Below are 24,005 nucleotides of genomic sequence, written 5' to 3'. Positions count from 1 at the left end.
TCCCGAAACCCCGTCCGACCAGCACTCCATCCCACCCCCCACCTAACCCATTGATCTTGCAACCCCCGTCTACTGTGCATGGGGTTGTTTTCGAACTTTTGTTGCTCCATGCCTTCACGCGAGGAGTTCAACCGTCGCGGCATCGGTCCGGCGCTCCCCACCAAGCGAGACCAACATGCACTCTTCCGCCAGCGGCTGGGGCAACGGGCTTCTCGGCGTCATCATCTTCAGCGGCTCGCTGCCGGCAACGCGCGTCGCCGTCGGCGGCTTCTCGGCGCTGTTCCTGACCTCGGCGCGCGCGGTCATCGCGGCGCTGATCGGGGCGGCGGTGCTCGCCGTGCTCCGGCAGGCGCGGCCGCAGCGCCGTGATCTCGCCTCGCTCACCATCGTCGCCATCGGCGTCGTGGTCGGCTTTCCCCTGCTGACGGCGCTCGCGCTCCAGCACATCACGTCCGCGCGCTCCATCGTCTTCATCGGCCTGCTGCCGCTGTCGACCGCGATCTTCGGCGTGCTGCGCGGCGGCGAGCGGCCGCGGCCGCTGTTCTGGCTGTTCGCTGGTCTCGGCAGCGCCACGGTGGCCGGCTTTGCCCTCACCGGCGACGGCGCGGCGTCGGTCGAAGGCGATCTCCTAATGGTCGCCGCGATCGTGCTGTGCGGCCTCGGCTACGCCGAGGGCGCCGCGCTGTCGCGCCGTCTCGGCGGCTGGCAGGTGATCTCCTGGGCGCTGCTGCTCGCGCTGCCCTTGATGCTGGTGCTCGCAGTGCTGACCTGGCCGCCGGTCTGGAGCGGCATCTCTGTGCCGGCCTGGATCGGGCTCGCCTATGTCTCCGTCTTCAGCATGTTCGTCGGCTTCATCTTCTGGTACCGCGGGCTCGCCATCGGCGGCATTGCCCGCGTCGGCCAGCTGCAGCAGCTCCAGCCGTTCTTTGGTCTCGCGCTCGCCGGCCTTCTGCTCGGCGAGCCGGTCGCAGGCAGCATGATCGCCGCGACGGCAATCGTGGTCGCCTGCGTCTTCTTCGCGCGGCGGTTTGCGTGAGGGCAACGCGCTCGCTTTATTTCCTGCCGGATTGAGGCCTTTCGATCCCGGGTAGTCGCGCGATCTCTGCGGCGAGGAAATCGACCAAGAGGCGCACGCGCGCAATGCCGGACCGCTCCGGCACGATCAGCATGTTCAGCGGCACCGGCGGCGGCGAATAGTCCGGAAGCACGCGTTCGAGGCTGCCGTCCGCGAGCAGGTCGCTGACCAGCCAAAGATGCGCCGGCCCAATGCCGCGGCCGGCCGCGAGCGCCTCACGCGCGGCAAGCCCGTGATCCAGGCGCAGCCGCCCCGAGAAGGGGATCGCATGGCGGCCACCGCGGCGCCCCTGCAGCACGAGGACATCGCTGCCGGCGATGTTGGACATCCGAACGCCCTCGTGCTTGGCGAGGTCTTGCGGGCGCGCAGGCCGGCCACGCGCGGCAAGATAGCCGGGTGCGGCCACGAGCAGCCGCCGCGACTGCCCGAGCGACTTCAGCTTCATCGAGCTTTCGGCGAGCGGTCCCAAACGCAATGCGACATCGACGCCCTCTCTGATGAGGTCGATCCGCTCGTCGGTCAGGCTGAGGTCGACCGACACCTCCGGATAAGCGTCCTGGAAGGCGAAGATCAAGCGGCTGACGTGGAGCACGCCGAACGCAGCGGTGCAGGAGACCCGGACCGTTCCGGCCGGCGCGCCGCGCGTCGAGCGCGCTTCATCACCGGCCTGCTCGACCAGACGCAGGATATGCACGCAGCCCGCGTAGTAATTGCGGCCCTCCTCCGTCACGGTGACCCTGCGCGTGGTCCTGGTGAGCAGCGGCACGCCGACCGCTTGCTCCAGCTCCCGAATGTGCCGAGTCACCGTGGACTGGCCGACCCCGAGCTCGCGCGCGACCGCAGACAGGCTTCCGCGCTCGGCGACGCGCACGAAGCTGCGCATGCGCTCGAGCGTAACCTCCGACCTATCCATTTTCCGGCACAATCTTATCCATCGGCTACGTCTACCGGATCGCGGGCCACCGCGCTATCTGCCGAGCCACAATCCTCAATCCAATGGTGCCCGAACATGAAAGTGTTGATCGTCTATGCTCATCCTGAACAGCGCTCGCTCAACGGCTCGCTCCGGGATGTCGCCGTCAGAGAGCTCGAGGCGCAGGGGCACGAGGTGCGGGTCTCCGACCTTTATGCCGAGGGCTGGAAGTCCGAGGTCGACCGCGGCGACTTTCCGTCGCTGCCGGTCGATGCGCGTCTCGCGGTCGCCGCGGCATCCAAGCAGGCGTTCGAGGCGGGCACGCTGACCGCCGACGTCAAGGGCGAGATCGAGAAGCTGCTGTGGGCGGATGCTCTGATTCTGCAGTTTCCGCTGTGGTGGTTCAGCATGCCTGCGATCCTCAAGGGCTGGGTCGACCGCGTGTTCGCCTACGGCTTCGGCTATGGTGTCGGCGAGCACAGCGACAAGCGCTGGGGCGACCGTTACGGCGAAGGGACCTCGGCGGGCAAGCGCGCGATGCTGATCGTGACGGCCGGCGGCTGGCAGGACCATTATTCCGCTCGCGGGGTCAACGGGCCGATCGACGACCTGCTGTTTCCAATCAATCACGGCATTCTCTATTATCCCGGCTATGACGTCCTGCCGCCGTTCGTGGCCTATCAGGCCGACAGGTTCGATGAAGCCGCTTTCGGCGCGACGGCCGAACGCCTGCGCGAGCGCATGAGAACGCTCGCGACGACTTTGCCGATTCCCTATCGGCGCCAGAATGGCGGCGATTACATCATTCCGAGCATGCAGCTCCGCGCCGGGCTCGAGTCTCCCGGAGCGCGCGGTTTCGCGCTCCACCTCGATCAAGCTGACGAAGGCGGCGCGCGGGGCGAGCTAGGCACGATGCGGTCGACGGCGGATCTCCGCGCGGCAACGGCGTAGTTGCGGGATCGCACGGACGCAGCTCTCAAGGCCCGGGAACGCGCGCGCTCATCCCATCACCGTCCGCGTCAGCGCGGCCTTCGCGAACTTCTTCAGCGGCATCGGCTTGCCGAACAGAAAGCCCTGCACGACATCGAAGCCGATCTCGCTCGCCGCGATGAGGTCGGCGCGACTTTCGACCCCTTGCGCCACCGCGCGCGCGCCAAAGGTCTGCGCCAGCTCGACGATGTGACGGCACACCGTGCGCTTCAGCCGATCGCCACCGCTGCCGGTGACGAACTGCCGATCGGCCTTCAGCTTGACGAAGGGAATCTTGTCGAGGTCCATCAGCGACGGCCAGTTGGCGCCGAGATTGTCGATCGACAGGCCGATATTGTGCAGGCCGACCTCGCGCGCGACCTCGGCCAGGAAATCGAGCTCGCGGATCGCCTCCTCGCTGTCGATCTCGACCGTCAATCCGCCGAAGGCCGGATGCGTCGGCACGCGGCGGCAGAGATCGCGCACCGCCTGCGGCTCCCTGAGATAGGCGGCGGGAAGATTGATCGACAGATCGACCGGACTTTGTTGCTCCAGAAGATAGTGCCAGTCCTGCACGGCGCGATCGATCACGAACTCCGACAGCTCGCGAAAATGCGGATCGTGCGGCTCCGGGATGAAATAGGCCGGCGGCACCACGCCCCAGGTCGGATGCCGCATCCGCACCAGGGCCTCGGCGCCGTTGCGCACCAGCGTGCGCGCGTCGATCTTGGGCTGGTACCAGAGCTCGAGCCAGCCGGCATGCAAGGCCTCGCCGACATGCACGGCCGGGCTCGGCGCCGGCTCCTCCGGCAGCAGCATCGCAACGCGCTCGCGCAGCGTCTCCGCGGCAAAGGGCGTGGTCAGCGGCGGCAGCATGGCAAGACCATATTCGTCGCCGACCTGCCGCACGGCCTTGACGATGATCGAGTCGCGGGCGCCGACGGCGAGAACCTTGCCGGCAAACGCCTCGCGCACCAGCACTTCGAGGAATCGTCCCGGCTCGATGCCGTCGGCGGCGACGCCGAGCAGGATCAGGTCCGGCAATTCGCTCGCGAGCACCGTCTTCAGCTCCTCGGCGCTGGCACATTCGCAGGTGACGAAGCCGAGATCCTCGAGGATCTCGCTGAGGAACGCGCGCAAGTGACGCTTGCTGTCGGCCACGCAGGCGCGCGGCGTCACCTTTCGCCGTCCGAAGGTCACAGGCCTTCGTCCGACGAGTTCAATCATCCCATCGTTCATCGTTCACCACTCCCGTTCCGTGACGGTTTCTTAAACGCGGAGCGTGGGTTCAAATAAGGAGAGCTTCACATCGTTCTTGAATTATCTGAGTAACGTTAAGCCCTGCAATTCGAGCTAATTTGTCGACGAAATCTTCGCCGCGCGTGCGCGGTTTTCGCGAGGCGGCGACGAAGCCGGCGCTACGTGAATCGGCGGCGGCTTTCACGCTTGCGTCTTCCCGCGATGCGCGCACCGCCGCCTTTCGCTCGCGACAGTTCTGCGACAACGGGTCCGCGTCGGCGGCCGAGAATGTGAAGCACATCACACGCGCGTTGCCGCACTCGCGCTAAAGCTCCCCCGAGCCGGTGGAGGGCTGTCGAGGATTACAGCTATGTCGATGCGGCGAATGATGTATTGGTGGTTCAGGTTCGTGCTGTCAGGGCGATTCATGGATCGCTTCCTGTGCCTGCCGCGCTAGCTGCGCAGCGCACGGGTTTTTCGCGACCGAACCGGCTTTAGGTTTGCCCGATCAATTTGCGGAACGCCGCCGCACCGTCCTGCATCGCGTCACGTCCCTTCCAGGCCAGATAGGACAGCTTGCCGCCGAGCGTATCGTGGCTGCGCAGCCGCCGCGAGCCGAGAATGTGGCCGACATTGGCAGGGAAGCGGCTCACCTCGGCGGAGACCAGCGCCGCGATCGCGTCCATCAATTGCTGGAGGCGGGCGCCCCATTCGCATTGCTCGATGCCGTCGATGCGGACCTTGAGCGCATATTCGGTGTCGTAGATTTCGGCGAGCAGGTCGCGGGCGATCAGCACCCGGTTGTGCCGGAGTGCGACACGAAGCGCGAGGCGCTTGTCGTCGAGCCGGTCGAGCACCATGGGAACGACGCAGGCATAGGGGGTGGCGGCGACGTCTGCGGCGGCCTTGCTCGCAGCGGCCCTGGTGGCAAGCCGCACCAATTGCCAGGACGTCCTCAGGCGTCGCGCCACCAGCGTCAGCGCGAAGGGCAGCGCCTGTGGATGGGCCTTCTTGAAGGCGTCGAGCTGCGCGGTGATCTGGGCGACCTGGCCGTCGTCGAACTTCGCGATCTTGTCAGGCAGCTTCTCGTTGAACTTCGGCAGTGCATCGCCGGCGCGCAACACATTCAGCATCTTCACGACGTCGTCGAAGGCGGTGCGTGACGCCGTATATTGTCCGAGCTTGGCGCGCGCGGATTCGGCGCTCTCGGGCGAGGCGAGGGTGCTCTCGAGGACCTTGACGACCTTGATCTGGAAGGTCGAGGCGATCTTCTGGACTTCCTTCGGGTTGTTGGCCGCGACCTGGTCGTTGATCGCCTTGATGTAGTCGCGCGCCATCGTCGGCAAAAGGTCGCGGCAGATCCATTCCCAGATCGGGGTGAGGGTATTGCGCGAGATGCGCCCCATGTTGGCATGCTCGGGCGCGCCGTCGATCAGCAGCAGCTCGAGCGGCGCGAAGAAATAGCGCGACGGGCTGGTGGCGCGCACCTGGGTCGATCCGTCCTTGCGGAATTCGGCGCGCAAGCGGGCCTGGATGTCGGCCGAACCCGGCATGTCGATGCCGCACAGCTCGAGCCGTTCGAGCTCGCTGAGCAGACAGCTGCGCGACAGCGGCGTCAGCCTCTGCAGAAATTCCGATAGCCGGTCGATCTCGTCCATGGCACGCAATCTTTCGCAGCGTGGCCCGCGGGCTTGCGGACCCAATGCGTGGAGGCATTTGCGCGCTCTCAACCTCCCTAGAGAAGCAAGTCGCCGTTAATTAATCCGTAAAATCCGGGGGATGGATGTCGGAGCAAGGCGGCCGCCGACGAGCTTTTCCCGTTCCCAGCCCAGGATTTTGGCAGAAAACTCAACCGTTGCATGGTCGCGGGCGACGCCGCGCAAGCACAAATTGTGCCGAAGTCGTCATTTCAGCGTAAAAGAGCCTAAATCACCGTAGTCATACGGAGCAGAAAGTTAACCACAGACCCGCCCCGGTTCCGCTAAACGAGTGACATGGGGTCACAGAATGATACGGCCACCGATTCGCGGCCGTCGGCATGGCACGAGAGCAGCGCTGCTTCAGCTGAAGAGCCCGATTTCGCCCGCCTGAGCGCCTTGCGTGCCAATGCGGCCGACGAAATGGCGGCTGCCATCGCCCGCGAGCTCAATGGCCCCCTGACCGCGCTGCTGCTCTACATGGGCGAGATCAAGCACCACAGCGATCAGCTCGTCCCCGCGACCGGCGATCGCGCCTATTTGCAGCGGGTGGTGGAGAACGCGCTGGCCCAGACCGAGCGCGTTTGCGGGCTGGTCAAGCAGCTCGCCGGCCCGCCCAAGGGCGGCTCCAAGGGCGGCTCCAAGGGCGGCTTGCCCAGCCCGTCCGAAGAAGCGGAATCGAAGGCCGTCCGCGTGCTGCAACCGCCGCGGCCGCCGAGCGCCGATCTGATCGGCCCGTCGGGCCAGAAGCGGCTGACCAGGCGCGAGCGCGAGGTGCTGAGGCTGATCAGCGAAGGCTACTCGAACAAGCAGGGTGCGCTTCGCATGCAGATCAGTCCGCGCACCTTCGAGAGCCATCGCGCCGAGGCGATGCGCAAGCTCGGTGCGCGCAACACCGCGGACCTCGTCCGTGCGGCACTGCTGCATTCGATCGACTGAGGCCGGGCCCGTCGCCCGCAGAGACCCGACGCCTATTTCGAAAATTTGGAAACCCTTGGCGCTCAGAAATAATCCTCGGCGAAGGGACGTGCGCGCGAGACGGGACGCAGCGGCTTGATCTCTTCCTTCGGCGCGCTCGGAATGATGGTGATGGTCCAGCGGGGAGGCATGCTCGATTCCTGCTCCAGCACCGAGCGCACGAAACCGGTCACGGTCGACTCGCCGGCCTGCACCGTCGCCATTCGGCCGTTGAACTGTGCGATCCGGAAGCGACGAACCTCCTTCTGGTCTGCGGTCTCGTAGGTGAACATGGAAAACCCTCCTGGTTTTCCGGGACTATCGCCAGCTATGATTAGCCTTCTGTGAAAATCGCAAACCGTAGAAGTACGGCGGGAGTGCACGCGCCGGTAGTTCGGGGCGCTTTTCACGCGAAGTTGCACGTCAAACGCGAGCTAGCCTTGCGGCTCCTGCGCGTGCGCGGCGGCGTAGGCCGCATCCATCAGATCCAGGAGCGCGCGGAATTCGGCCTCGCCGAGGCTTTCCACGGTTTTCTCCAGCCGCAGCGACAGTGCGGCGAGCCTGAGATAGCCGAACGTTCCGGCCGCGCTCTTCAACGAATGCGCTTCGCGCGCGATCCTGGCGTGGTGCTGCGCAGGCGAGAGCGTTCGGAACGATTGCAGGCGCGCGCAGGTCTCGCTCCAGAACACGTCGCGCACTTCGCCGGCACCATCCTCGCCGATCTCGCGCACCAGCGCTTCGTACGCGCGCGGCTCGCGCGCGGGTTCGGCATCGAGTGCCTTTGCGAGCGCGACGGTGACGTCAAACATGGCCTTGCCTGCCTTGATCCGGTTCGTTGTCGCGCGGCACGTCGCGGCGCGAGGCATGTCGCGTGTGTACGGCCTTCGAATTTCAGTTCCGGTAGCAGGATGGCCGGTGTTTGCAGGCCGGCGTTAGCCTGCGGTTTACCAGGCGAGCGCGGCGTTCAGGGCGGGCCGAGCAGCCGGTCGTACTGGGCCTTCACGGCGGCGTAGCATTCGCACGCCGTCTGTCGCAGCCCGTCGAGGTTGGTGATCTGGATGTGTCCGCGGCTGTAGTGGATGACATTGGCTTGTTGCAAGGAATTGGCGACCAGCGAAACGCTGTTGCGCCGGGCCCCGATCATCTGCGCCATGGTCTCCTGGGTCAGCACCAGGCGCGACTCGCCCGACAGGTCATGAGTGTGCAACAGGCAGCGCGACAGCCGCGACTCCACCGGATGGGCGGCATTGCAGCCCGCGGTCTGCTGCACCTGGGCGTAGACCGCCAACCCGTGACGCGTGAGCCGCGTGCGCAGGACGCTGCTCTGGTCGGCGGCCATGCGCAGGCGGTCCAGATCCACCGCCGAGGCGACGCCGGGAACCAGCACGATCGCGGTGTTCAACGCACACGCATCGCCCACGATGGCGAGCGTTCCGAGCAGGCTGTCGCGGCCGATCATGGCGACTTGCACATGCCCGCCTTTGGCCAGTTCAACCACCAGCGAGATGACGCCGCGGTGAGGAAAATAGGCGCGCCTGAGCGTCTCGCCGGTCTCGACCAGCACCGCTCCGTGGGGCAGATCCACAGTTCGCAGGTGCGGGCGGATCAATTCATAATCGTCCGCCGACAATGCCGACAGGAAGCCGTTGGACGGACGCGCCATGCTTTCCAAAGCTGCCTCCCCCGTACCTTGCACGTGGGAATCGCAACGCGCGGATTTACGTCGTGCGCGGGTAAATTCCATCATCTTCGCGGCGGGACATATTGGCAATTGAGACAAGTTGTCCGGCCCTGGCGATGCGTCGACGCCGCGTGCCGTCGGCATACAGGGATCGCATCGTGCTCCCGTCACGCCGCGGCTCCGTCGGCGAGCGCCGCGCCAGCCCGCACGACGCTGTCGCGGACCAGCATCGCAATTTCCATCGTCTGTCCTTCGGAAGCACTATGCGGGAAGTAGACATGTCTCGGCGCAGTGCCGACCTCGCCCAGGACAGACTTGCTGACCATTCAACCGTCGCGAGGTGCGGACGCAGCAGATCGAAATCCGCCGCATCGAGCAGTTGCAGCAGTTGGTTGGGCTGGTGGCCGCTCACGGTCATGCAGGTCAATCCGGCGGGTTCGATGGACGCTGGGCGCCGCCCTCGTCACTCAGTTGCACGGCGCGAACATGCTACCCTAAAGGTTGTGGCATCGTCCATATACCCGTTAGAGGGCAGACAGCCTGTCTCATTTGCGGCGGAATTAAGAAGCGCACACTGGTTCGCTGACGAGGCGGCTGTCCTGAAACGATTGCGCAGGAACAAGCGGCAAGGGGGCCTCAGGAGCCGGACGGCGTTGCAGTCGCGCTGGCCATCGGGCCAGCGCGCGTCGCCTCGACTGCTTCCGCAAGAATGTTCGTTTCACCTCTCATCGAAAGCAAAGGGGAAAGGATGCCCCACGATTCAATTGATGAATCGCCGAAACTGGAAGGACAATTAGGGCGAGACGATGTGCGCCATATTCTCGTCGTCGACGATGACGCGATGGTGTGCATGGCCATCGAGGTCTACCTCCAGCGCAACAATTTTCGGGTGACGATCGCCGAGGGCGGTGAAGCCGGACTGCGCGCCCTCGAGCACAAGCAATTCGATCTGATGATCATCGACATCTTCATGCCGCACATGCGCGGGTTCGAATCGATCCGGATCTTCCACGAGCTGGCTCCGGTCATTCCGCTGATCGCGATGTCCGGCTACGCCTTCGCGAATTTGAACTCGCCCGCGCCGGACTTCCTGCGGAGGGCGCTGGAGCTCGGCGCCACGCGCTGTCTGCGCAAGCCGTTCACGCCGCACGCGCTGCTCGCCGCCATCAACGATTGCCGGGCAGAGCATCGCTCCCGCTCCGACATTGTCACGGCCGTGCAGCTCGGTTAGCGCGACACGAGCCGCTTTCCCCGCGGGGTAACGCTTCGTTTACCTCGAGCGTAGACGCGCAAATCGCGGCAACGCCCAAGAACGCGCGCGACGAGAGCGCCGCCGGTTGCGCGCGGCTCGCCCCAACCGCCTGCGGCCCAGCTCTATCGTTCTTCACGAGCAGGCCTTTCCCACGCGTCTCGTCGCGCGATTAGTGGCTCGTTTACCGCGCGGCTCCCGCCGTTGCGGCGTGGGGATGGCTTTGCCGAAAAGCGCTGCAACACGCGGCAGAACCGCAAACTTCTCTTCAAAATCCGTAGTAGCACGGAGGATGAAATTAACGGGACTGTGAAAGGGGGATGTCTAACGATCCAAAATAGGGCGTCCGTCCGTGCCAAGGGTGGCTCGGACGTCGCGTTTGCGGCCCGGGTCAGTAAGGCGTAGCTCATGGATGATCTGTTGCGGGAGTTTCTGACGGAGACCAGCGAGAGCCTGGACACCGTGGACAATCAGCTGGTCAAGTTCGAGCAGGAGCCGAACAACGCCAAGATCCTGGATAACATCTTCCGCCTGGTCCACACCATCAAGGGCACCTGCGGCTTCCTCGGCCTGCCGCGGCTGGAAGCGCTGGCCCATGCCGGCGAGACCCTGATGGGCAAATTCCGCGACGGCATGCCTGTCACCGCCGAGGCGGTGACGGTGATCCTGTCCTCGATCGACCGCATCAAGGAGATTTTGGCTGGCTTGGAGGCGACCGAGGCCGAGCCTGAAGGCAACGACCGCGATCTCATCGACAAGCTGGAAGCGATGGTCGAGCAGGGCATGGCCGCCATGTCAGGCTCGGCGCAGCCGATGCCGACTGCCGGCACTGCTGCTCCCGTTGCCGATGCGCCGCCGCTGGCGCCGGAAGCGCCCGCCGCTGCAGCCGCCCCCGCCAAGGAGATGACCATGGGCACGCTGGTCGATCAGACCCTGGAGCGGCCCTTGCGTCCGGGCGAGGTCTCGCTCGACGAGCTCGAGCGTGCCTTCCGCGAGACCGCGATCGAAGCGCCGGTGCCCGCGCCCGTTGCCAAGGCTGAGGTCAAGGCCGAGCCCGCGGCAGCTGCTGAAGCCCCCGTGGCGAAGGAAGCCGCAAAACCCGCCAGGGAAAAGGCCGCGCCGAAGAAGTCGATGGCCGACGAGATGGCGGGCGAGGGCGACCGCATCGCCAACCAGTCGATCCGCGTCAACGTGGATACGCTGGAGCACCTGATGACCATGGTCTCCGAGCTGGTCCTGACCCGCAACCAGCTCTTGGAGATCTCCCGCCGCAACGAGGACACCGAGTTCAAGGTGCCCTTGCAGCGCCTCTCCAACGTCACCGCCGAGCTGCAGGAAGGCGTCATGAAGACGCGCATGCAGCCGATCGGCAATGCCTGGCAGAAGCTGCCCCGCATCGTCCGCGACCTCTCATCCGAACTCGGCAAGCAGATCGAGCTCGAGATGCACGGCGCCGACACCGAGCTCGACCGCCAGGTGCTCGATCTGATCAAGGACCCGCTCACCCACATGGTGCGCAACTCCGCCGATCATGGCCTCGAGACCCCCGCCGAGCGCCTCGCCAGCGGCAAGGGCGAGCAGGGCACCATTCGCCTGTCCGCCTATCACGAGGGCGGCCACATCATCATCTGCATCGCCGACAACGGCCGCGGCCTCAACACCGAGAAGATCAAGGCCAAGGCGCTCTCGTCCGGTCTCGTCACCGAGGCCGAGCTCGAGAAGATGAGCGAAGCCCAGATCCACAAGTTCATCTTCGCGCCGGGCTTCTCCACTGCCGCTGCCATCACCTCGGTGTCGGGCCGCGGCGTCGGCATGGACGTGGTCCGCACCAATATCGACCAGATCGGCGGCACCATCGACATCAAGAGCGTGGCCGGCGAAGGAAGCTCCGTCACCATCAAGATCCCGCTGACGCTCGCCATCGTCTCGGCGCTGATCGTCGAAGCCGCCGGCGACCGCTTCGCGATCCCGCAGCTCTCGGTCGTGGAATTGGTCCGCGCCCGCGCCAACTCCGAGCACCGCATCGAGCGCATCAAGGACACCGCGGTGCTCAGGCTCCGCAACAAGCTGCTGCCGCTGATCCATCTCAAGAAGCTCCTGAAGATCGACGACGGCGCGGCCTCCGATCCCGAGAACGGCTTCATCGTGGTGACGCAAGTCGGCAGCCAGACGTTCGGCATCGTCGTCGACGGCGTGTTCCACACCGAAGAAATCGTGGTCAAGCCGATGTCGACAAAACTGCGTCACATCGACATGTTCTCCGGCAACACCATTCTGGGCGATGGCGCGGTCATCATGATCATCGATCCCAACGGCATCGCCAAGGCGCTCGGCGCCGCCGGCTCCTCGGCCCATGACATGGGCGACGAAGCGGCCGGCCATCACATCGGAAGTGGCGAGCAGACCACCTCGCTGCTGGTGTTCCGCGCCGGCTCGTCGCAGCCCAAGGCGGTCCCGCTCGGCCTCGTCACGCGCCTGGAGGAGCTGCCGGCCGACAAGATCGAGTTCTCGAACGGCCGCTACATGGTGCAGTACCGCGAGCAGCTGATGCCGCTGGTGGCCATGGAAGGCGTCACCATTGCGAGCCAGGGCGCCCAGCCGATCCTGGTGTTCGCCGACGACGGCCGCTCCATGGGCCTCGTCGTCGACGAGATCATCGACATCGTCGAGGAACGGCTCAACATCGAGGTCGGCGGCTCCTCCTCCGGCATTCTCGGCTCGGCCGTGATCAAGGGCCAGGCCACCGAGGTGATCGACGTCGGCCACTTCCTGCCGATGGCGTTCGCCGACTGGTTCACCCGCAAGGAGATGAAGCCGTCGCTGCATTCGCAGTCGGTGCTGCTGGTCGACGACTCGGCCTTCTTCCGCAACATGCTGGCGCCGGTGCTGAAGGCGGCCGGCTACCGCGTCCGCACCGCGCCGACCGCGCAGGAGGGCCTCGCGGCACTGCGCGCCCAAAGCTTCGACGTGATCCTGACCGACATCGAGATGCCCGACATGAACGGGTTCGAGTTCGCGGAAGTCGTCCGCTCCGACAACAACCTCGCCGCGACGCCGATCATCGGCCTGTCGGCGCTGGTGTCGCCGGCGGCGATCGAGCGCGGCCGTCAGGCCGGCTTCCACGATTATGTCGCCAAGTTCGACCGTCCCGGCCTGATCGCGGCGCTGAAGGAGCAGACCGCGGGCGCCGCCGGCGCCTCCGAACTGAGCCGGGCGGCCGCGGCTTAAACCTTAAGCGGCATGGACCAGGAGACACTGAAATGAGCAAGAAGACCCAGTCCGCTGAAGGCGCCATGGTCGAGTACGTCACCGCGATGATCGGCGGCCAGCTGTTCGGCCTGCCGATCTCCCGCGTCCAGGACGTGTTCATGCCCGAGCGCGTCACCCGCGTTCCCTTGGCCTCGCGCGAGATCGCCGGCGTGTTGAACCTGCGCGGCCGCATCGTCACCGTGGTCGACATGCGCTCGCGCCTCGGCCTGCCCAAGGACGAGGACGGCAAGACCGCGATGGCGGTCGGCGTCGACCTGCGCGGCGAATCCTATGGCCTCCTGATCGACCAGATCGGCGAGGTGCTGCGCCTGCCCGAGGACGGCAAGGAAGAAAACCCCGTCAACCTCGACCCCCGCATGGCCAAGCTCGCCGGCGGCGTCCACCGCCTCGACGGCCAGCTCATGGTCGTCCTCGACGTCGACCGTGTCCTCGAGCTCGAAACCAAGACGCAAATGGCCGCCTGAGCCAACGAAACATCGAAGCCGGAGAACAGAAATGAAGACGTGTTTGGTGGTCGATGATTCCAGCGTGGTGCGCAAGATCGCGCGCCGGATCCTGGAAGGTCTGGAGTTCGAGGTCACCGAGGCCGAGGACGGCTCGAAGGCGCTCGAAATCTGCCAACGGCAGCTGCCCGACGCGGTGCTGCTCGACTGGAACATGCCGGTCATGGACGGCTTCGAGTTCATGGGCCACATGCGCCGCCTGCCCGGCGGCGACCAGCCGAAGGTGGTGTTCTGCACCACTGAGAACAACGTGGCTCATATCGCTCAGGCGCTCAGCGGCGGCGCCAACGAGTACATCATGAAGCCCTTCGACAAGGACATCATCGCCGACAAGTTCGCTGAAGTTGGTTTGATCCCGGTCGGACAAGCCATGGTCTGAGTGTGTCCGGCCCAAAGCACTTGGGCCAGAGTGTTCCAGTACAGCTTTCGAGAGGCCATCCGTGACCCCGACCGAGTATGAGTATTTGCGTAAGTTCCTGAAGGATAATTCCGGTCTCGACCTGTCCGCAGATAAGCAATATCTGATCGAAAGCCGCCTGCTGCCGCTGGCCCGCAAGGCCGGGCTGTCCGGCATCGCCGAGCTCGTGCAGAAGCTGCAAGGCGGTTCGCGCCAGCTGATCACCGACGTGGTCGAGGCCATGACCACCAACGAGACCTTCTTCTTCCGCGACAAGGTCCCGTTCGATCATTTCCGCGACCACATCATGCCGGAGATCATCAAGGCGCGTGCGGCCAAGCGCAGCGTGCGCATCTGGTGTGCTGCCGGCTCGACCGGGCAGGAGCCCTATTCGCTGGCGATGTGCCTGAAGGAGATGGGCGCGGCCCTCACCGGCTGGCGCGTCGAGATCATCGCGACCGACCTGTCGCAAGAGGTGCTGGAGAAGGCCAAGGCCGGCGTCTACAGCCAGTTCGAGGTGCAGCGCGGCCTGCCGATCCAGATGCTGGTGAAATATTTCAGGCAGACCGGCGAGACCTGGCAGATCAATCCCGAATTGCGGGCGATGATCCAGCACCGCCAGCTCAACCTGCTGCACGATTTCGCCCAGCTCGGCACCTTCGACGTGATCTTCTGCCGCAACGTGCTGATCTATTTCGATCAGGACACCAAGATCAACATCTTCAACCGCCTGGCGCGCCAGATCGAGCCCGACGGCTTCCTGGTGCTTGGCGCCGCCGAGACCGTGGTTGGACTGACCGACACGTTCCGGCCGATTCCGGAGCGGCGCGGCCTCTACAAGCCGAATGATCCGCGCGCGGCCGCGGCCAAGCCGGTTCTCGCCGGTGCGGCGCCGCGCATGGCGGCGATGGCGGGACGATAATCATGGCCGAGGATGGCAAGGGCGCGGAGCGTGTGACCTTCAGCCGCGGCTATGATGTCTGCATCATGGCCATCGACGGCACCTGGCGGCGCGACTGCAAGCTCAACGCGATCTCCGACACCGACGCCGTACTCACCGTGGAAGGCTCGATCCAGGGCTTGAACCTGAAGGAGTTCTTCCTGCTGCTGTCGTCCACGGGTCTTGCCTATCGTCGCTGCGAGCTGGTCCGTGTCAACGGCGCCGAAATGGACATCCAGTTCCTGCGCGGCAAGAACCGGAAGAAGCGCGGTGCGGCCGGCGGCCACGACGCCGCGGCCTGATCTCGCCGCCGCCGTCGCTGCGCTTTCCGGCACTTTGCTTCACATTTGCTGAACGTTTCCGAGTCAATTGCCCGCGGCAGCTTTACGCGGCTTCAGCGCGAGCCGTGTATCCATTGACGCTCTCAATCTCAGGATCCGGTAATGCCCAGAAGTTCTCTTTCCCCGATCTCGTCAAACCTGCCCGACGGCTCCGAGCGGCGTGCACTTCAGCTCCTGGTGGTCGATGACGACGCCACGCAGCGCCGCCTGATCACGGTCGCGGCCAAGCAGGCGGGCCACGAGGTCACCGTGGCGCCATCGGTGGCGGACGCGATCGAGAAGCTGCGCGCCGCGCGCTTCGACTGCGTGACGCTCGATCTCGTGCTGGAGGATGGCGACGGCGTCGACGTGCTGCGCGAGATGGCGAGCGCGAAGTTTGCAGGCTCCGTGATCGTCATCAGCGGCATGGACGGCAAGCGCCGCAGTGCCGCCCGCAGCTTCGCCCGTTCCGTCGGGATCGAGCTCCAGAGCCTGCCGAAGCCGCTGGATCTCGCGGCGCTGCGCATCAGCCTCGCCAACCTCGGCAAGACCGCGATGGGTCTGCCGGCGATTCACACCTGGGGTGGTGTCGCCACCGACGCGATCGTGGAACGGCACCGCGCTTGAGCTTGCGGAGCTGCGATGCGGTCAGATGCGGCCGCCCGCCGTGTTGCCGGATTCCGACAGACATTGGAGGGCGTGGCTGAGGCCCGCCCGACAGGCATTGAGGGCCGCGCTTGCGCTGGCGTAGCGGGGCGTGACGTCGTCGAGCAAGACGATATCTGCGGAACCTTCCGGATCGCTGCCGTGTTCTTGATCCATGGCTGCGGCGATCCGGCGCATGCTGGTCTCGATCTGTGCGATCAGCAAACGAAGGTCCGCCGCAATCAGCTCACGGCTCTCGACTTCGGACGTTGCGACGGGAGGCGGCGTGTCGGCCAAATTTGGCATGGATATTCTCCGTCCACCGCAAATAGGCGCCATGCCGCTACTTGTGCGTTAAGTCCATGTCCCGTACAAATACGGGTGGGCCGAATCCGCGCCGAGCGCCGTAACGATTGGCGCGGACGCGAGTCCTTCATGCCAACCGGATGTGGCACATGGCCGAACAAAGCTCTCGCGGTGAAATCTTCGTGGTCGATGACGACCCTGCCGTTCGCGACACCTTGTCGATGGTGTTGAAGGCGGCGGGCTATGAGGTGATCTGTTTCGCGGACGGTGCAGCGCTGCTTTCCGTGGCGCGAAACCGCACGCCGGCTGCAATCCTGCTCGACGTGAATATTCCCGGGAAGTCGGGTCTCGACATCCTGAAGGAGCTGCACGGCGAGGACTATCCGGCTCCGATCTTCATGATCTCCGGGCAGGGCGACATCGCGATGGCGGTGGGCGCGATCAAGAGCGGAGCGCTCGACTTCATCGAGAAGCCGTTCCGGGGCAGCGAGATCGTCGGCCGTCTCGACGAGGCAATCGGTGCCTATGCACGCAGGCAGGCGGAGAACGCGTCGCCGAAATTCGGCTCGCTGCATTTCCCCGGCCGCGAGCCGCTGACGCGCAGGGAGCGCGAGGTGCTGGAGCAGTTCGCCTCCGGCGCCTCCAACAAGGAGGCCGGCCGCACGCTCGGCATCAGTCCGCGCACCATCGAGGACCACCGTGCCAACATCATGAAGAAGCTCGGCGCGCGCAATGCCGCCGACCTGATCCGCATCGTGATGACCGCGGCCCAGCGCGCGTCGTAGGCGCTGGTTCTCTCTCGTGCCCCGGACGCGGCGCATCATGAAATGATGCGCCGCTGAGCCGGGGCCCATCCTTCCAACTTCACGGCTAACGTTCTGGGTCCCGGCTCTGCACAGCAGCGCTTACGCGCCGCAGTGCGTCCGGGACACCAGAGCCTTCACCCGCTCAGCGCCTTGCGGATGATCCGCGCCAGATCCGATTTGCGATAGGGCTTGGCCAGCAACATCACGCCGGAATCCAGCCGGCCGTGATGGATGATCGCGTTCTCTGTATAGCCTGACGTGTAGACCACCTTGAGATCCGGGCGCGTCTTCATCAGCTCGTCCGCGAGCTGCCGTCCGTTCATCTTGCCGGGCATGATGACGTCGGTGAACAGAAGGTCGAACGGCTTGCCGGCCGCGACGATCGCGAGCGCCTCCGCGGCGTTCGCGGCCTGCAACGTGACGTAACCCAGCGAATGCAACTGCGCCAGGACGTAGTCGCGCACCAGCCGGTCGTCCTCGACCACCAGGATCGTCTCGTGTCCGCCCTCGATCGTCGCCGGCGTCACGCCCTCGCCGACCGCCGTCGGCGTCTTGCCGGGCGGCAGATACATCTTGATCGTGGTGCCGTGCCCCTCCTCGCTGTAGATCTTGATGTGACCTGCGGACTGCTTGATGAAGCCGTAAACCATCGAAAGCCCGAGTCCGGTGCCCTTGCCGGGTCCCTTCGAGGTGAAGAAGGGATCGAACACCCGGGGCAGCATGTGCGCAGGGATTCCGGTGCCGGTGTCGCTCACGGCGATCAGCACGTAGTGCCCCGGCGGCACGTCGTTGGCGCTGGCATAGACCTCGTCGAGATAGGCGGCGCCGGTCTCCACGATCAGCTTGCCGCCGCCGGGCATGGCGTCGCGCGCATTGAGCGCGAGGTTGAGGATCGCGGTGGTGAGCTGGTTGGGATCGACGATGGCGACGCAATTCTCGTCCTCGAACACCGATTCGATCTGGATCTGCTCGCCGAGCGTCGGACGCAATAATTTCGCGGTGTCGACGATCAGCGAGTTGATGTCGATCTCGCGCGGCTGGAGCGGCTGCTTGCGTGCGAAGGCGAGCAGGTGCTGGGTCAGATCGGCGCCGCGCGCGGCCGCCTCGTCGATCATCTTGGTGATCGCCGCGAGCTGCGGCTCCTTGGCGACCGCCTCCGCGAGAATTTCGATCGTCCCGGTGATGACGGTGAGAATGTTGTTGAAGTCATGCGCCACGCCGCCGGTCAGCTGGCCGACGGCCTCCATCTTCTCGGCATGGCGGATGCGCTCCTCGGCGGCGATCTTGTCGGTGAGGTCGCGGTAGAAGACGTTGAACAGCAGGCCCTCGCGCCGCTTCAGCGCTGTGACGCTCAACTCGGCCTTGAATTCCTTGCCGTCGCGCCGGCAGCACATCAGCTCGCGGCGGCGGTTCAGCGTCCGGCCACCCTCGTCTTCGAGGAAGCGTTTCAGGCCGGCTCGGACCCGGTCACGTTCGCTCTCGGCGACGATGAGGTCGATCGTGCTCTTGCCGAGCACCTCGTCGCGGCGCCAGCCGAACAGCCGTTCGGCCTGCGAGTTCCAGTTCAGGATGCTTCCGGTCTCGTCGGTCTGGACGAAGGCGTCAAGCGAAGTCTCGACGATGTTGCGGGCGAGCCGCTCGCTCTCGCGCAGCGATTCCTGTGCGAGCCGCGCTTCGGTCATGTCGCGCCCGACAAAGAAGAAGCGATGTGCCTGCTCGGACCAACTGCCGAGCCAGGATAGCCACACCTCGTGCCCGTTCTTGTGCAAGCAGCGGGTGTCGGCCAGCTTGACGCGCTCGCCGCGGCGCATCGCCCGCATCTCGGCACGGGACTGCTCCAGATGAGCGGGATGAATGAAGTCGGCGCCGCTGCGGCCGATCATCTCGTCCGGCCGATAGCCGAGAATGGTCTCGCTGCTCGGGCTGATCTGCGCGACATGGCCGTGCGCGTCCATGATCATGATCAGGTCCTGCGACGTCTCGAAGATCTGCCGCCGCTCCTCAAGCTGGTGCTGCAGTGCCCGCTCCGCGCGCCGCGCCTCGGTCAGGCTGCGCGCGCTTCCGGACGCGCCGATGATTTCGCCCGACGGTCCCTTGATCGGCGACAGGCCGAGCGAAATCTCGACCGGCGTGCCGTCCTTGCGCAGGCGGACCGTCTCGAAGCGTTCAATCGGCTCGCCCCGCGCGATCCGCCGCAGATAGTCCTTGCCCTGTTCGCGGCGGTCGGACGGGACGATGATCGAGGTGGGCTTGCCGATCGCCTCCTCCGCCGTATAGCCGTAAAGGCGTTCGGCGGCCGGATTCCAGCCGGTGATGATGGCATCGAGCGTCTGCATGACGATCGCATCGTCGGACGATTCCACCGCGGCGCTGAACAGGTTCTCGCGCGCCGCGTGGTGGCTTCGCGCGGCCTCGGTGCGGCGATGCTCCTCGATCTCGCGCTCGAGCGCGGCCGTTTTCGCGCGCATCTCCTCCACCATCCGCGCAAAGGCCCGTGCCAGCACGCCGGTCTCGCCGCTGGCATCGACGGGGATGTCCGCGGGACGTCCGCTGCCGATGGCCTGCACCGCCTCCGTCAGACGCCCGATCGGGCGGGTCAACGAACGCGCCAGCAGCACCGCGAGCGCAGCCGCGGCGAGAACGGCCAGCACGCCGACGAGCACGGACGTTCTTTGAATGGCGGCCGGTACGCGGCCGAACACCGACGGGGGAACGGTCACGACGATGGCGACCCATTCCTTGCCCGCAAGCGATAACGGCACGAATGCCGCGCCGCTCGTCCGGCCCGACTCGTCGGTCGTGACGCGTGTGACCACGTCCGACGTGCCGGCCAGGGTTGAGAGGAACGGAAGGTCCTTGCGCCAATCGGCCGGATGGCCCCGCGATGACCCGAACTCCCGCGTTCGGTCGGGATGGACGAGATAGTCGCCGCGCGCATTCACGACGTAGATCTCTCCGCCCGAGGTCGTCGTCGCGCGGATCCGGTCGAGGGCCGGGCGCATGTCGATATTGGCCACGATGATGCCGAACGGCTTGTCGTCGGCTGTGAACAGCGGCATCGCCGCGCGCATGGTCGGCGCGCGAGGCGCCGTCGTTCCCCCCTGACGGGTCGCGAGCTCGATGGGAGACACATAGATCTCGCCGGGCCCGAGCCGTATGGCTTCCTGGAAGTAGGCGCGGCCACTCTTGCGCTCCAATTCGCTGTCCGGAGCGATCCGGGCTGCTCCGTTGGGCCCCGATCGATCGACGTGGACCAGTTCGCGCTGGTCGTCATCGACGCCGATGATCCTGAACTGCCCGTAGATGGGCTTGGCGTCGATCTCGGCCGCGAGCCGCGCCGCGATACGCTCGCGCCAGGTCTGCTCCGAGACGCCGTCCGCCGGATCGATCCCGCCGCCGGCATGAGCCCGGATGAGGCCGTTGATTGCCGCTGCGGCGCGATAGCCGATCAGATCGCCGCGCACGCCGGCGACGTAGGATTCAAGGTTGGTCGCGAGCAGGCGCGATTGGGCTTCGACCCGCTCCAGCACCCGAGGAATGACGGCCTGTGTGGTGTTGCGATAGCCCAACCATCCGACTGCGGCCACGGTGACCGCAACCAGCAGGATCATCGCGATGGCCAGCCGCGTGGCCAGCGTCGTTGCTGCTCGCATGGGGAGTTTCGCCGGACCTGCCGCATCGCTGAGCCACTTCTGGCTTGCAGCAGAGGAGGCGTTCTTGTCATCGGCGGCCGGAACGGACATCGGACCCCTCTGGCGCGTCGGCCTTCAGGCAATCTGCGACCACGGCAAGCAGTGCATCGGGCCGGAACGGCTTTTGCAGGCTGGCCACGGCGCCGAGCTTGGTCGCCATCTTCAGGAAGTCCGGCTCCGCATAGGCATCCGGCGTGAGCGAACGGCCGGAGATGACGACGATCGGAACGGCCGGGGCCAGCGCCCGAATGTGACGCATCGTCTCCAGTCCGTCCATGCCGGGCATGAAGATGTCGAGAAACAGCAGGTCGAACCGGCTGGCCTCGAACAGCGCCACCCCCTTGCGGCCATCGCCGGCGACCGTCACGTGATGACCAGCCCGTTCCAGCAGCAGCCGGATGGTGAACTGGACGGCCGGGTCGTCATCCACGATCAGGATGTTGGCCACGTCTGAAACCTCCGGAGCCGGCGGGGTTAGTCCCACCAACCGCAAATCAAGCCAATCAACTCGAAATTGTTGCGCGGATTCTTGTCTGCCGGCAAGCACTTCGGCCGGAGCTGCCGCTGTGTTGCGCTGCACTGCCGCTATGCACGCCTGAGTGCATAGCAGAGGCCCGCCTCCCGCCCCGCCCAGCGCCTTGCCCGGGATGGATTGTCTGTGAGAAGAGCAGGACGAATCCTCCGGACGGACAAGGAAAGAGATGACCAACAAGAAGAAGACGCCCGACCAGCTTCGCAGCGCGCGTTGGTTCGCGCCCGACGATCTGCGCTCGTTCGGCCATCGCTCCCGCGCCATGCAGATGGGATACGCGCCGGAGGAGTGGAAGGACCGCCCGATCATCGCGATCCTCAACACCTGGTCGGACGCGCAGCCCTGCCACATGCACTTCAAGTCGCGCGTCGAGGACGTCAAGCGGGGCATCCTGATGGCGGGGGGCCTGCCGCTGGAGCTGCCGGCGCTGTCGCTGTCGGAATCGCTGCTCAAGCCCACCACCATGCTCTATCGCAACCTGCTGGCGATGGACGCCGAAGAGTTGCTGCGCAGCCATCCCGTCGACGGCGTGGTGCTGATGGGCGGCTGCGACAAGACCACGCCGGCGCTGCTGCTGGGAGCAACCTCGATGAACATTCCGGCGATCTATCTGCCGGCAGGCCCGATGCTGCGCGGCAATTGGAAGGGCAAGACGCTGGGTTCCGGCTCCGACGGCTGGAAATATTGGGACGAGCGCCGCGCCGGAAAGATCTCCGACAAGGACTGGCTCGACATCGAGGCCGGCATCGCCCGCAGCTACGGCACCTGCATGACCATGGGTACCGCCTCGACCATGACTGCGATTGCGGAAGCGATCGGCATGACGCTGCCCGGCGCTTCCTCGATTCCCGCCGCCGATGCCAACCACATCCGCATGGCCAGTGAATGCGGCCGCCGCATCGTCGAGATGGTGTGGGAGGATCTGACGCCGAAGGTGATCCAGACCCGCAAGGCGTTCGAGAACGCGATCGCGGTCGCGATGGCGATGGGCTGTTCCACCAACGCCATCATCCATCTGATCGCGCAGGCCCGCCGCGCCGGCCAGGACATCGGCCTCGACGATTTCGAGAAGGCGAGCCGCAAGGTGCCCGTCATCGCCAACGTCCGCCCGAGCGGCGATGCGTACCTGATGGAGGACTTCTTCTACGCCGGCGGCCTGCCGGCGCTGATGGGCCAGATCAAGCCGCATCTGCATCTCGACTGCGTCACGGTCACAGGCAAGACGCTGGGCGAGAACATCGAGGGGGCCGAGGTCTACAATGCCGACGTGATCCGCGGTATCGACAATCCCATCTACAAGGAAGGGGCGCTCGCGGTGCTCAAGGGCAATCTCGCGCCCGACGGCTGCGTCATAAAACCCTCCGCCTGCGCGCCGCGCTTTCTCAAGCACACCGGCCCCGCGCTGGTGTTCGACGATTATCCCGCGATGAAGAAGGCGGTCGACGATCCCGATCTCGACGTCACCGAGGATCACATCCTGATCCTGCGCAATGCGGGCCCGCAGGGCGGGCCGGGCATGCCGGAATGGGGCATGCTGCCGATCCCGACCAAGCTCGTGAAGCAGGGCGTACGCGACATGGTACGCATCTCGGATGCGCGCATGAGCGGCACCAGCTACGGCGCCTGCATCCTGCACGTCTCGCCGGAATCCTACATCGGCGGCCCGCTGGCACTGGTGCAGAACGGCGACCGCATCACGCTCGATGTCGCTGCGCGCACCATCAATCTCGATGTCGGCGAAACCGAGCTCGCAAAGCGCCGCGCGGCCTGGAAGCAGCCCGAGCGCCGCTTCGAGCGCGGCTATGGCTGGATGTTCACAAGGCACATCAAGCAGGCCAATGACGGCTGCGACTTCGACTTCCTGGAGACGGATTTCGGCGCGCCGATCGGCGAGCCGTCGATTTACTGACCCCCTGTCATTCCGGGGCGCGCCGCTTGGCGCGAGCCCGGAATCCAAACCACAATCGGGAGTATGGATTCCGGGCCTGCGCCGTTCCGGCGCATCCCGGAATGACGAGATGAGAGAGCACGACATGACCAAACTTTCCGAAGCCACCCGCACAAAACTCAAATCCGTCTCCACCGCCACCGTCGCCACCGCCTTGTTCAAGCGCGGCCTGCGCATCCAGATGATCCAGGATGTCCGCCCCTTGAGCCCGGACCAGCCGACCATGGTCGGCGAGGCCTTCACGCTGCGCTACATGCCGGCGCGCGAGGACCTCAACACCATCGACGTGTTCAGGGACCGCTCCCATCCGCAGCGCAAAGCAGTCGAGGATTGCCCGCCGGGCGCGGTGCTGGTGATGGACAGCCGCAAAGATGCGCGCGCGGCCTCGGCCGGCGCGATCCTGGTGACGCGCCTGATGAAGCGCGGCGTCGCCGGCGTCGTCACCGACGGCGGCTTTCGCGACTCCGCCGAGATCTCAAGGCTCGGCTTTCCCGCCTTCCACCATCGCCCCTCGGCGCCGACCAACCTGACGCTGCATCAGGCGATCGAGATCAACGTGCCGATCGGCTGCGGCGATGCGCCGGTGTTTCCCGGCGACGTCATCCTCGGCGATGCCGACGGCGTCATCGTGATCCCCGCGCATTTGGCAGACGAGATCGCCAATGAAACTTTCGAGATGACAGCGTTCGAGGATTTCGTCACCGAGGAAGTCGGCAAGGGCCGCGGCATCTTCGGTCTCTATCCCGCCACCGATCCGCAGACGCTCACCGACTTCGCGGAATGGCGCAAGAAGAACGGGCGGTAGTTCCTTCAGCTGCCGTAGAGTGGGCAAAGCGAAGCGTGCCCACCTTGCCTTGACGATTGAG

General features: G+C 65.6%; 24 protein-coding genes. 13 read left to right on the top strand and 11 right to left on the bottom strand.

Annotation, left to right across the window (positions count from 1 at the left end; genetic code table 11):
• The first annotated feature begins 175 nt into the window (after positions 1 to 175).
• Positions 176 to 1,036, top strand: coding sequence for a DMT family transporter (locus ABIA40_RS29335; protein WP_404544699.1), 861 nt, complete (start codon positions 176 to 178; stop codon positions 1,034 to 1,036).
• Positions 1,037 to 1,052: 16 nt separating this feature from the next.
• Here the strand turns inward: ABIA40_RS29335 and ABIA40_RS29330 are convergent, their stop codons facing one another.
• The gene (locus tag ABIA40_RS29330) at positions 1,053 to 1,988 is read right to left on the bottom strand and encodes a LysR family transcriptional regulator (protein WP_404544696.1); all 936 of its coding nucleotides are present in this window, start codon (positions 1,986 to 1,988) and stop codon (positions 1,053 to 1,055) included.
• Positions 1,989 to 2,084: 96 nt separating this feature from the next.
• On the opposite strand from ABIA40_RS29330, the gene ABIA40_RS29325 reads away from it, so the two are divergent.
• Positions 2,085 to 2,939, top strand: a complete 855-nt coding sequence (locus ABIA40_RS29325) for an NAD(P)H-dependent oxidoreductase (RefSeq protein ID WP_404544694.1) — start codon at positions 2,085 to 2,087, stop codon at positions 2,937 to 2,939.
• A gap of 48 nt (positions 2,940 to 2,987) precedes the next feature.
• Here the strand turns inward: ABIA40_RS29325 and ABIA40_RS29320 are convergent, their stop codons facing one another.
• The 3 genes from ABIA40_RS29320 to ABIA40_RS29310 all read right to left on the bottom strand — a co-directional run bounded on the left by ABIA40_RS29320 (position 2,988) and on the right by ABIA40_RS29310 (position 5,854).
• Entirely contained in the window at positions 2,988 to 4,196 is a 1,209-nt protein-coding gene (locus ABIA40_RS29320) for an EAL domain-containing protein (protein WP_404544691.1), read from the bottom strand.
• Between the two features lie 49 nt (positions 4,197 to 4,245).
• Positions 4,246 to 4,497: a hypothetical protein gene (locus ABIA40_RS29315; protein WP_404544689.1), complete on the bottom strand. Its 252-nt coding sequence runs from the start codon at positions 4,495 to 4,497 to the stop codon at positions 4,246 to 4,248.
• Positions 4,498 to 4,690: 193 nt separating this feature from the next.
• Complete coding sequence (locus ABIA40_RS29310) at positions 4,691 to 5,854, bottom strand: hypothetical protein (protein WP_404544687.1); 1,164 nt, start codon at positions 5,852 to 5,854, stop codon at positions 4,691 to 4,693.
• 336 nt (positions 5,855 to 6,190) lie between these two features.
• Between ABIA40_RS29310 and ABIA40_RS29305 the strand changes: the two genes are divergently transcribed.
• On the top strand, positions 6,191 to 6,832 hold the full coding sequence (locus ABIA40_RS29305) for a helix-turn-helix transcriptional regulator (RefSeq protein ID WP_271543672.1): 642 nt from the start codon (positions 6,191 to 6,193) through the stop codon (positions 6,830 to 6,832).
• Positions 6,833 to 6,894: 62 nt separating this feature from the next.
• Here ABIA40_RS29305 and ABIA40_RS29300 read toward each other — a convergent pair whose 3' ends face one another.
• The 4 genes from ABIA40_RS29300 to ABIA40_RS29285 form a co-directional block, all read right to left on the bottom strand.
• Complete coding sequence (locus tag ABIA40_RS29300) at positions 6,895 to 7,143, bottom strand: hypothetical protein (RefSeq protein ID WP_157286442.1); 249 nt, start codon at positions 7,141 to 7,143, stop codon at positions 6,895 to 6,897.
• Between the two features lie 141 nt (positions 7,144 to 7,284).
• Positions 7,285 to 7,659: an Hpt domain-containing protein gene (locus ABIA40_RS29295; protein WP_271543674.1), complete on the bottom strand. Its 375-nt coding sequence runs from the start codon at positions 7,657 to 7,659 to the stop codon at positions 7,285 to 7,287.
• Positions 7,660 to 7,814: 155 nt separating this feature from the next.
• Entirely contained in the window at positions 7,815 to 8,513 is a 699-nt protein-coding gene (locus ABIA40_RS29290; protein ID WP_404546389.1) for a Crp/Fnr family transcriptional regulator, read from the bottom strand.
• 185 nt (positions 8,514 to 8,698) lie between these two features.
• Positions 8,699 to 8,857 (bottom strand): hypothetical protein, encoded by a 159-nt coding sequence (locus ABIA40_RS29285; protein ID WP_271543676.1) that lies wholly within the window; start codon positions 8,855 to 8,857, stop codon positions 8,699 to 8,701.
• Positions 8,858 to 9,279: 422 nt separating this feature from the next.
• Between ABIA40_RS29285 and ABIA40_RS29280 the strand changes: the two genes are divergently transcribed.
• The 7 genes from ABIA40_RS29280 to ABIA40_RS29250 all read left to right on the top strand — a co-directional run bounded on the left by ABIA40_RS29280 (position 9,280) and on the right by ABIA40_RS29250 (position 15,837).
• On the top strand, positions 9,280 to 9,762 hold the full coding sequence (locus tag ABIA40_RS29280) for a response regulator (RefSeq protein WP_271543678.1): 483 nt from the start codon (positions 9,280 to 9,282) through the stop codon (positions 9,760 to 9,762).
• A gap of 426 nt (positions 9,763 to 10,188) precedes the next feature.
• A complete protein-coding gene (locus ABIA40_RS29275) occupies positions 10,189 to 13,008 on the top strand; it encodes a chemotaxis protein CheW (protein WP_404544682.1) in 2,820 nt (939 codons plus the stop codon).
• A gap of 32 nt (positions 13,009 to 13,040) precedes the next feature.
• Complete coding sequence (locus ABIA40_RS29270) at positions 13,041 to 13,514, top strand: chemotaxis protein CheW (RefSeq protein ID WP_057030291.1); 474 nt, start codon at positions 13,041 to 13,043, stop codon at positions 13,512 to 13,514.
• Positions 13,515 to 13,545: 31 nt separating this feature from the next.
• Positions 13,546 to 13,932 (top strand): response regulator, encoded by a 387-nt coding sequence (locus ABIA40_RS29265; protein WP_018321619.1) that lies wholly within the window; start codon positions 13,546 to 13,548, stop codon positions 13,930 to 13,932.
• Between the two features lie 61 nt (positions 13,933 to 13,993).
• Complete coding sequence (locus ABIA40_RS29260; RefSeq protein ID WP_109141791.1) at positions 13,994 to 14,872, top strand: protein-glutamate O-methyltransferase CheR; 879 nt, start codon at positions 13,994 to 13,996, stop codon at positions 14,870 to 14,872.
• 2 nt (positions 14,873 to 14,874) lie between these two features.
• Positions 14,875 to 15,192, top strand: coding sequence for a hypothetical protein (locus ABIA40_RS29255; protein WP_036015908.1), 318 nt, complete (start codon positions 14,875 to 14,877; stop codon positions 15,190 to 15,192).
• Between the two features lie 141 nt (positions 15,193 to 15,333).
• A complete protein-coding gene (locus ABIA40_RS29250; protein ID WP_036044884.1) occupies positions 15,334 to 15,837 on the top strand; it encodes a response regulator in 504 nt (167 codons plus the stop codon).
• Between the two features lie 21 nt (positions 15,838 to 15,858).
• Here the strand turns inward: ABIA40_RS29250 and ABIA40_RS29245 are convergent, their stop codons facing one another.
• Positions 15,859 to 16,161, bottom strand: coding sequence for a hypothetical protein (locus tag ABIA40_RS29245; RefSeq protein ID WP_404544679.1), 303 nt, complete (start codon positions 16,159 to 16,161; stop codon positions 15,859 to 15,861).
• A gap of 149 nt (positions 16,162 to 16,310) precedes the next feature.
• On the opposite strand from ABIA40_RS29245, the gene ABIA40_RS29240 reads away from it, so the two are divergent.
• Positions 16,311 to 16,946: a response regulator transcription factor gene (locus tag ABIA40_RS29240; RefSeq protein WP_026202588.1), complete on the top strand. Its 636-nt coding sequence runs from the start codon at positions 16,311 to 16,313 to the stop codon at positions 16,944 to 16,946.
• A 155-nt stretch (positions 16,947 to 17,101) separates the two neighbouring features.
• Here ABIA40_RS29240 and ABIA40_RS29235 read toward each other — a convergent pair whose 3' ends face one another.
• Together ABIA40_RS29235 and ABIA40_RS29230 are read right to left on the bottom strand one after the other, a co-directional pair.
• Positions 17,102 to 20,710: a PAS domain S-box protein gene (locus tag ABIA40_RS29235; RefSeq protein ID WP_404544676.1), complete on the bottom strand. Its 3,609-nt coding sequence runs from the start codon at positions 20,708 to 20,710 to the stop codon at positions 17,102 to 17,104.
• Positions 20,688 to 21,107, bottom strand: a complete 420-nt coding sequence (locus tag ABIA40_RS29230; protein WP_271539810.1) for a response regulator — start codon at positions 21,105 to 21,107, stop codon at positions 20,688 to 20,690. Before ABIA40_RS29230 ends, ABIA40_RS29235 begins: the two co-directional genes overlap by 23 nt.
• Before the next feature lie 253 nt (positions 21,108 to 21,360).
• Between ABIA40_RS29230 and araD the strand changes: the two genes are divergently transcribed.
• Both araD and ABIA40_RS29220 read left to right on the top strand, forming a co-directional pair.
• Positions 21,361 to 23,100 (top strand): L-arabinonate dehydratase, encoded by a 1,740-nt coding sequence (gene araD, locus ABIA40_RS29225; RefSeq protein ID WP_271539809.1) that lies wholly within the window; start codon positions 21,361 to 21,363, stop codon positions 23,098 to 23,100.
• Positions 23,101 to 23,224: 124 nt separating this feature from the next.
• Entirely contained in the window at positions 23,225 to 23,944 is a 720-nt protein-coding gene (locus ABIA40_RS29220; RefSeq protein ID WP_036030575.1) for a ribonuclease activity regulator RraA, read from the top strand.
• The last annotated feature ends 61 nt before the right edge of the window (positions 23,945 to 24,005 follow it).

It is taken from the genome of Bradyrhizobium sp. USDA 223 (assembly GCF_044909005.1).
Classification (GTDB): Bacteria; Pseudomonadota; Alphaproteobacteria; order Rhizobiales; family Xanthobacteraceae; genus Bradyrhizobium; species Bradyrhizobium yuanmingense.
Note: the sequence above shows the minus strand (reverse complement) of the source record. Positions and strands in the feature narration are given on the sequence as shown.

Bases quoted from the DNA above. Each gene is read 5' to 3' on its own strand.
- ABIA40_RS29335 (WP_404544699.1), top strand. From the start codon at position 176: ATGCACTCTTCCGCCAGCGGCTGGGGCAACGGGCTTCTCGGCGTCATC.
- ABIA40_RS29330 (WP_404544696.1), bottom strand. From the start codon at position 1,988: ATGGATAGGTCGGAGGTTACGCTCGAGCGCATGCGCAGCTTCGTGCGC.
- ABIA40_RS29325 (WP_404544694.1), top strand. From the start codon at position 2,085: ATGAAAGTGTTGATCGTCTATGCTCATCCTGAACAGCGCTCGCTCAAC.
- ABIA40_RS29320 (WP_404544691.1), bottom strand. From the start codon at position 4,196: ATGAACGATGGGATGATTGAACTCGTCGGACGAAGGCCTGTGACCTTC.
- ABIA40_RS29315 (WP_404544689.1), bottom strand. From the start codon at position 4,497: ATGTGCTTCACATTCTCGGCCGCCGACGCGGACCCGTTGTCGCAGAAC.
- ABIA40_RS29310 (WP_404544687.1), bottom strand. From the start codon at position 5,854: ATGGACGAGATCGACCGGCTATCGGAATTTCTGCAGAGGCTGACGCCG.
- ABIA40_RS29305 (WP_271543672.1), top strand. From the start codon at position 6,191: ATGGGGTCACAGAATGATACGGCCACCGATTCGCGGCCGTCGGCATGG.
- ABIA40_RS29300 (WP_157286442.1), bottom strand. From the start codon at position 7,143: ATGTTCACCTACGAGACCGCAGACCAGAAGGAGGTTCGTCGCTTCCGG.
- ABIA40_RS29295 (WP_271543674.1), bottom strand. From the start codon at position 7,659: ATGTTTGACGTCACCGTCGCGCTCGCAAAGGCACTCGATGCCGAACCC.
- ABIA40_RS29290 (WP_404546389.1), bottom strand. From the start codon at position 8,513: ATGGCGCGTCCGTCCAACGGCTTCCTGTCGGCATTGTCGGCGGACGAT.
- ABIA40_RS29285 (WP_271543676.1), bottom strand. From the start codon at position 8,857: ATGGTCAGCAAGTCTGTCCTGGGCGAGGTCGGCACTGCGCCGAGACAT.
- ABIA40_RS29280 (WP_271543678.1), top strand. From the start codon at position 9,280: ATGCCCCACGATTCAATTGATGAATCGCCGAAACTGGAAGGACAATTA.
- ABIA40_RS29275 (WP_404544682.1), top strand. From the start codon at position 10,189: ATGGATGATCTGTTGCGGGAGTTTCTGACGGAGACCAGCGAGAGCCTG.
- ABIA40_RS29270 (WP_057030291.1), top strand. From the start codon at position 13,041: ATGAGCAAGAAGACCCAGTCCGCTGAAGGCGCCATGGTCGAGTACGTC.
- ABIA40_RS29265 (WP_018321619.1), top strand. From the start codon at position 13,546: ATGAAGACGTGTTTGGTGGTCGATGATTCCAGCGTGGTGCGCAAGATC.
- ABIA40_RS29255 (WP_036015908.1), top strand. From the start codon at position 14,875: ATGGCCGAGGATGGCAAGGGCGCGGAGCGTGTGACCTTCAGCCGCGGC.
- ABIA40_RS29250 (WP_036044884.1), top strand. From the start codon at position 15,334: ATGCCCAGAAGTTCTCTTTCCCCGATCTCGTCAAACCTGCCCGACGGC.
- ABIA40_RS29245 (WP_404544679.1), bottom strand. From the start codon at position 16,161: ATGCCAAATTTGGCCGACACGCCGCCTCCCGTCGCAACGTCCGAAGTC.
- ABIA40_RS29240 (WP_026202588.1), top strand. From the start codon at position 16,311: ATGGCCGAACAAAGCTCTCGCGGTGAAATCTTCGTGGTCGATGACGAC.
- ABIA40_RS29235 (WP_404544676.1), bottom strand. From the start codon at position 20,710: ATGTCCGTTCCGGCCGCCGATGACAAGAACGCCTCCTCTGCTGCAAGC.
- araD (WP_271539809.1), top strand. From the start codon at position 21,361: ATGACCAACAAGAAGAAGACGCCCGACCAGCTTCGCAGCGCGCGTTGG.
- ABIA40_RS29220 (WP_036030575.1), top strand. From the start codon at position 23,225: ATGACCAAACTTTCCGAAGCCACCCGCACAAAACTCAAATCCGTCTCC.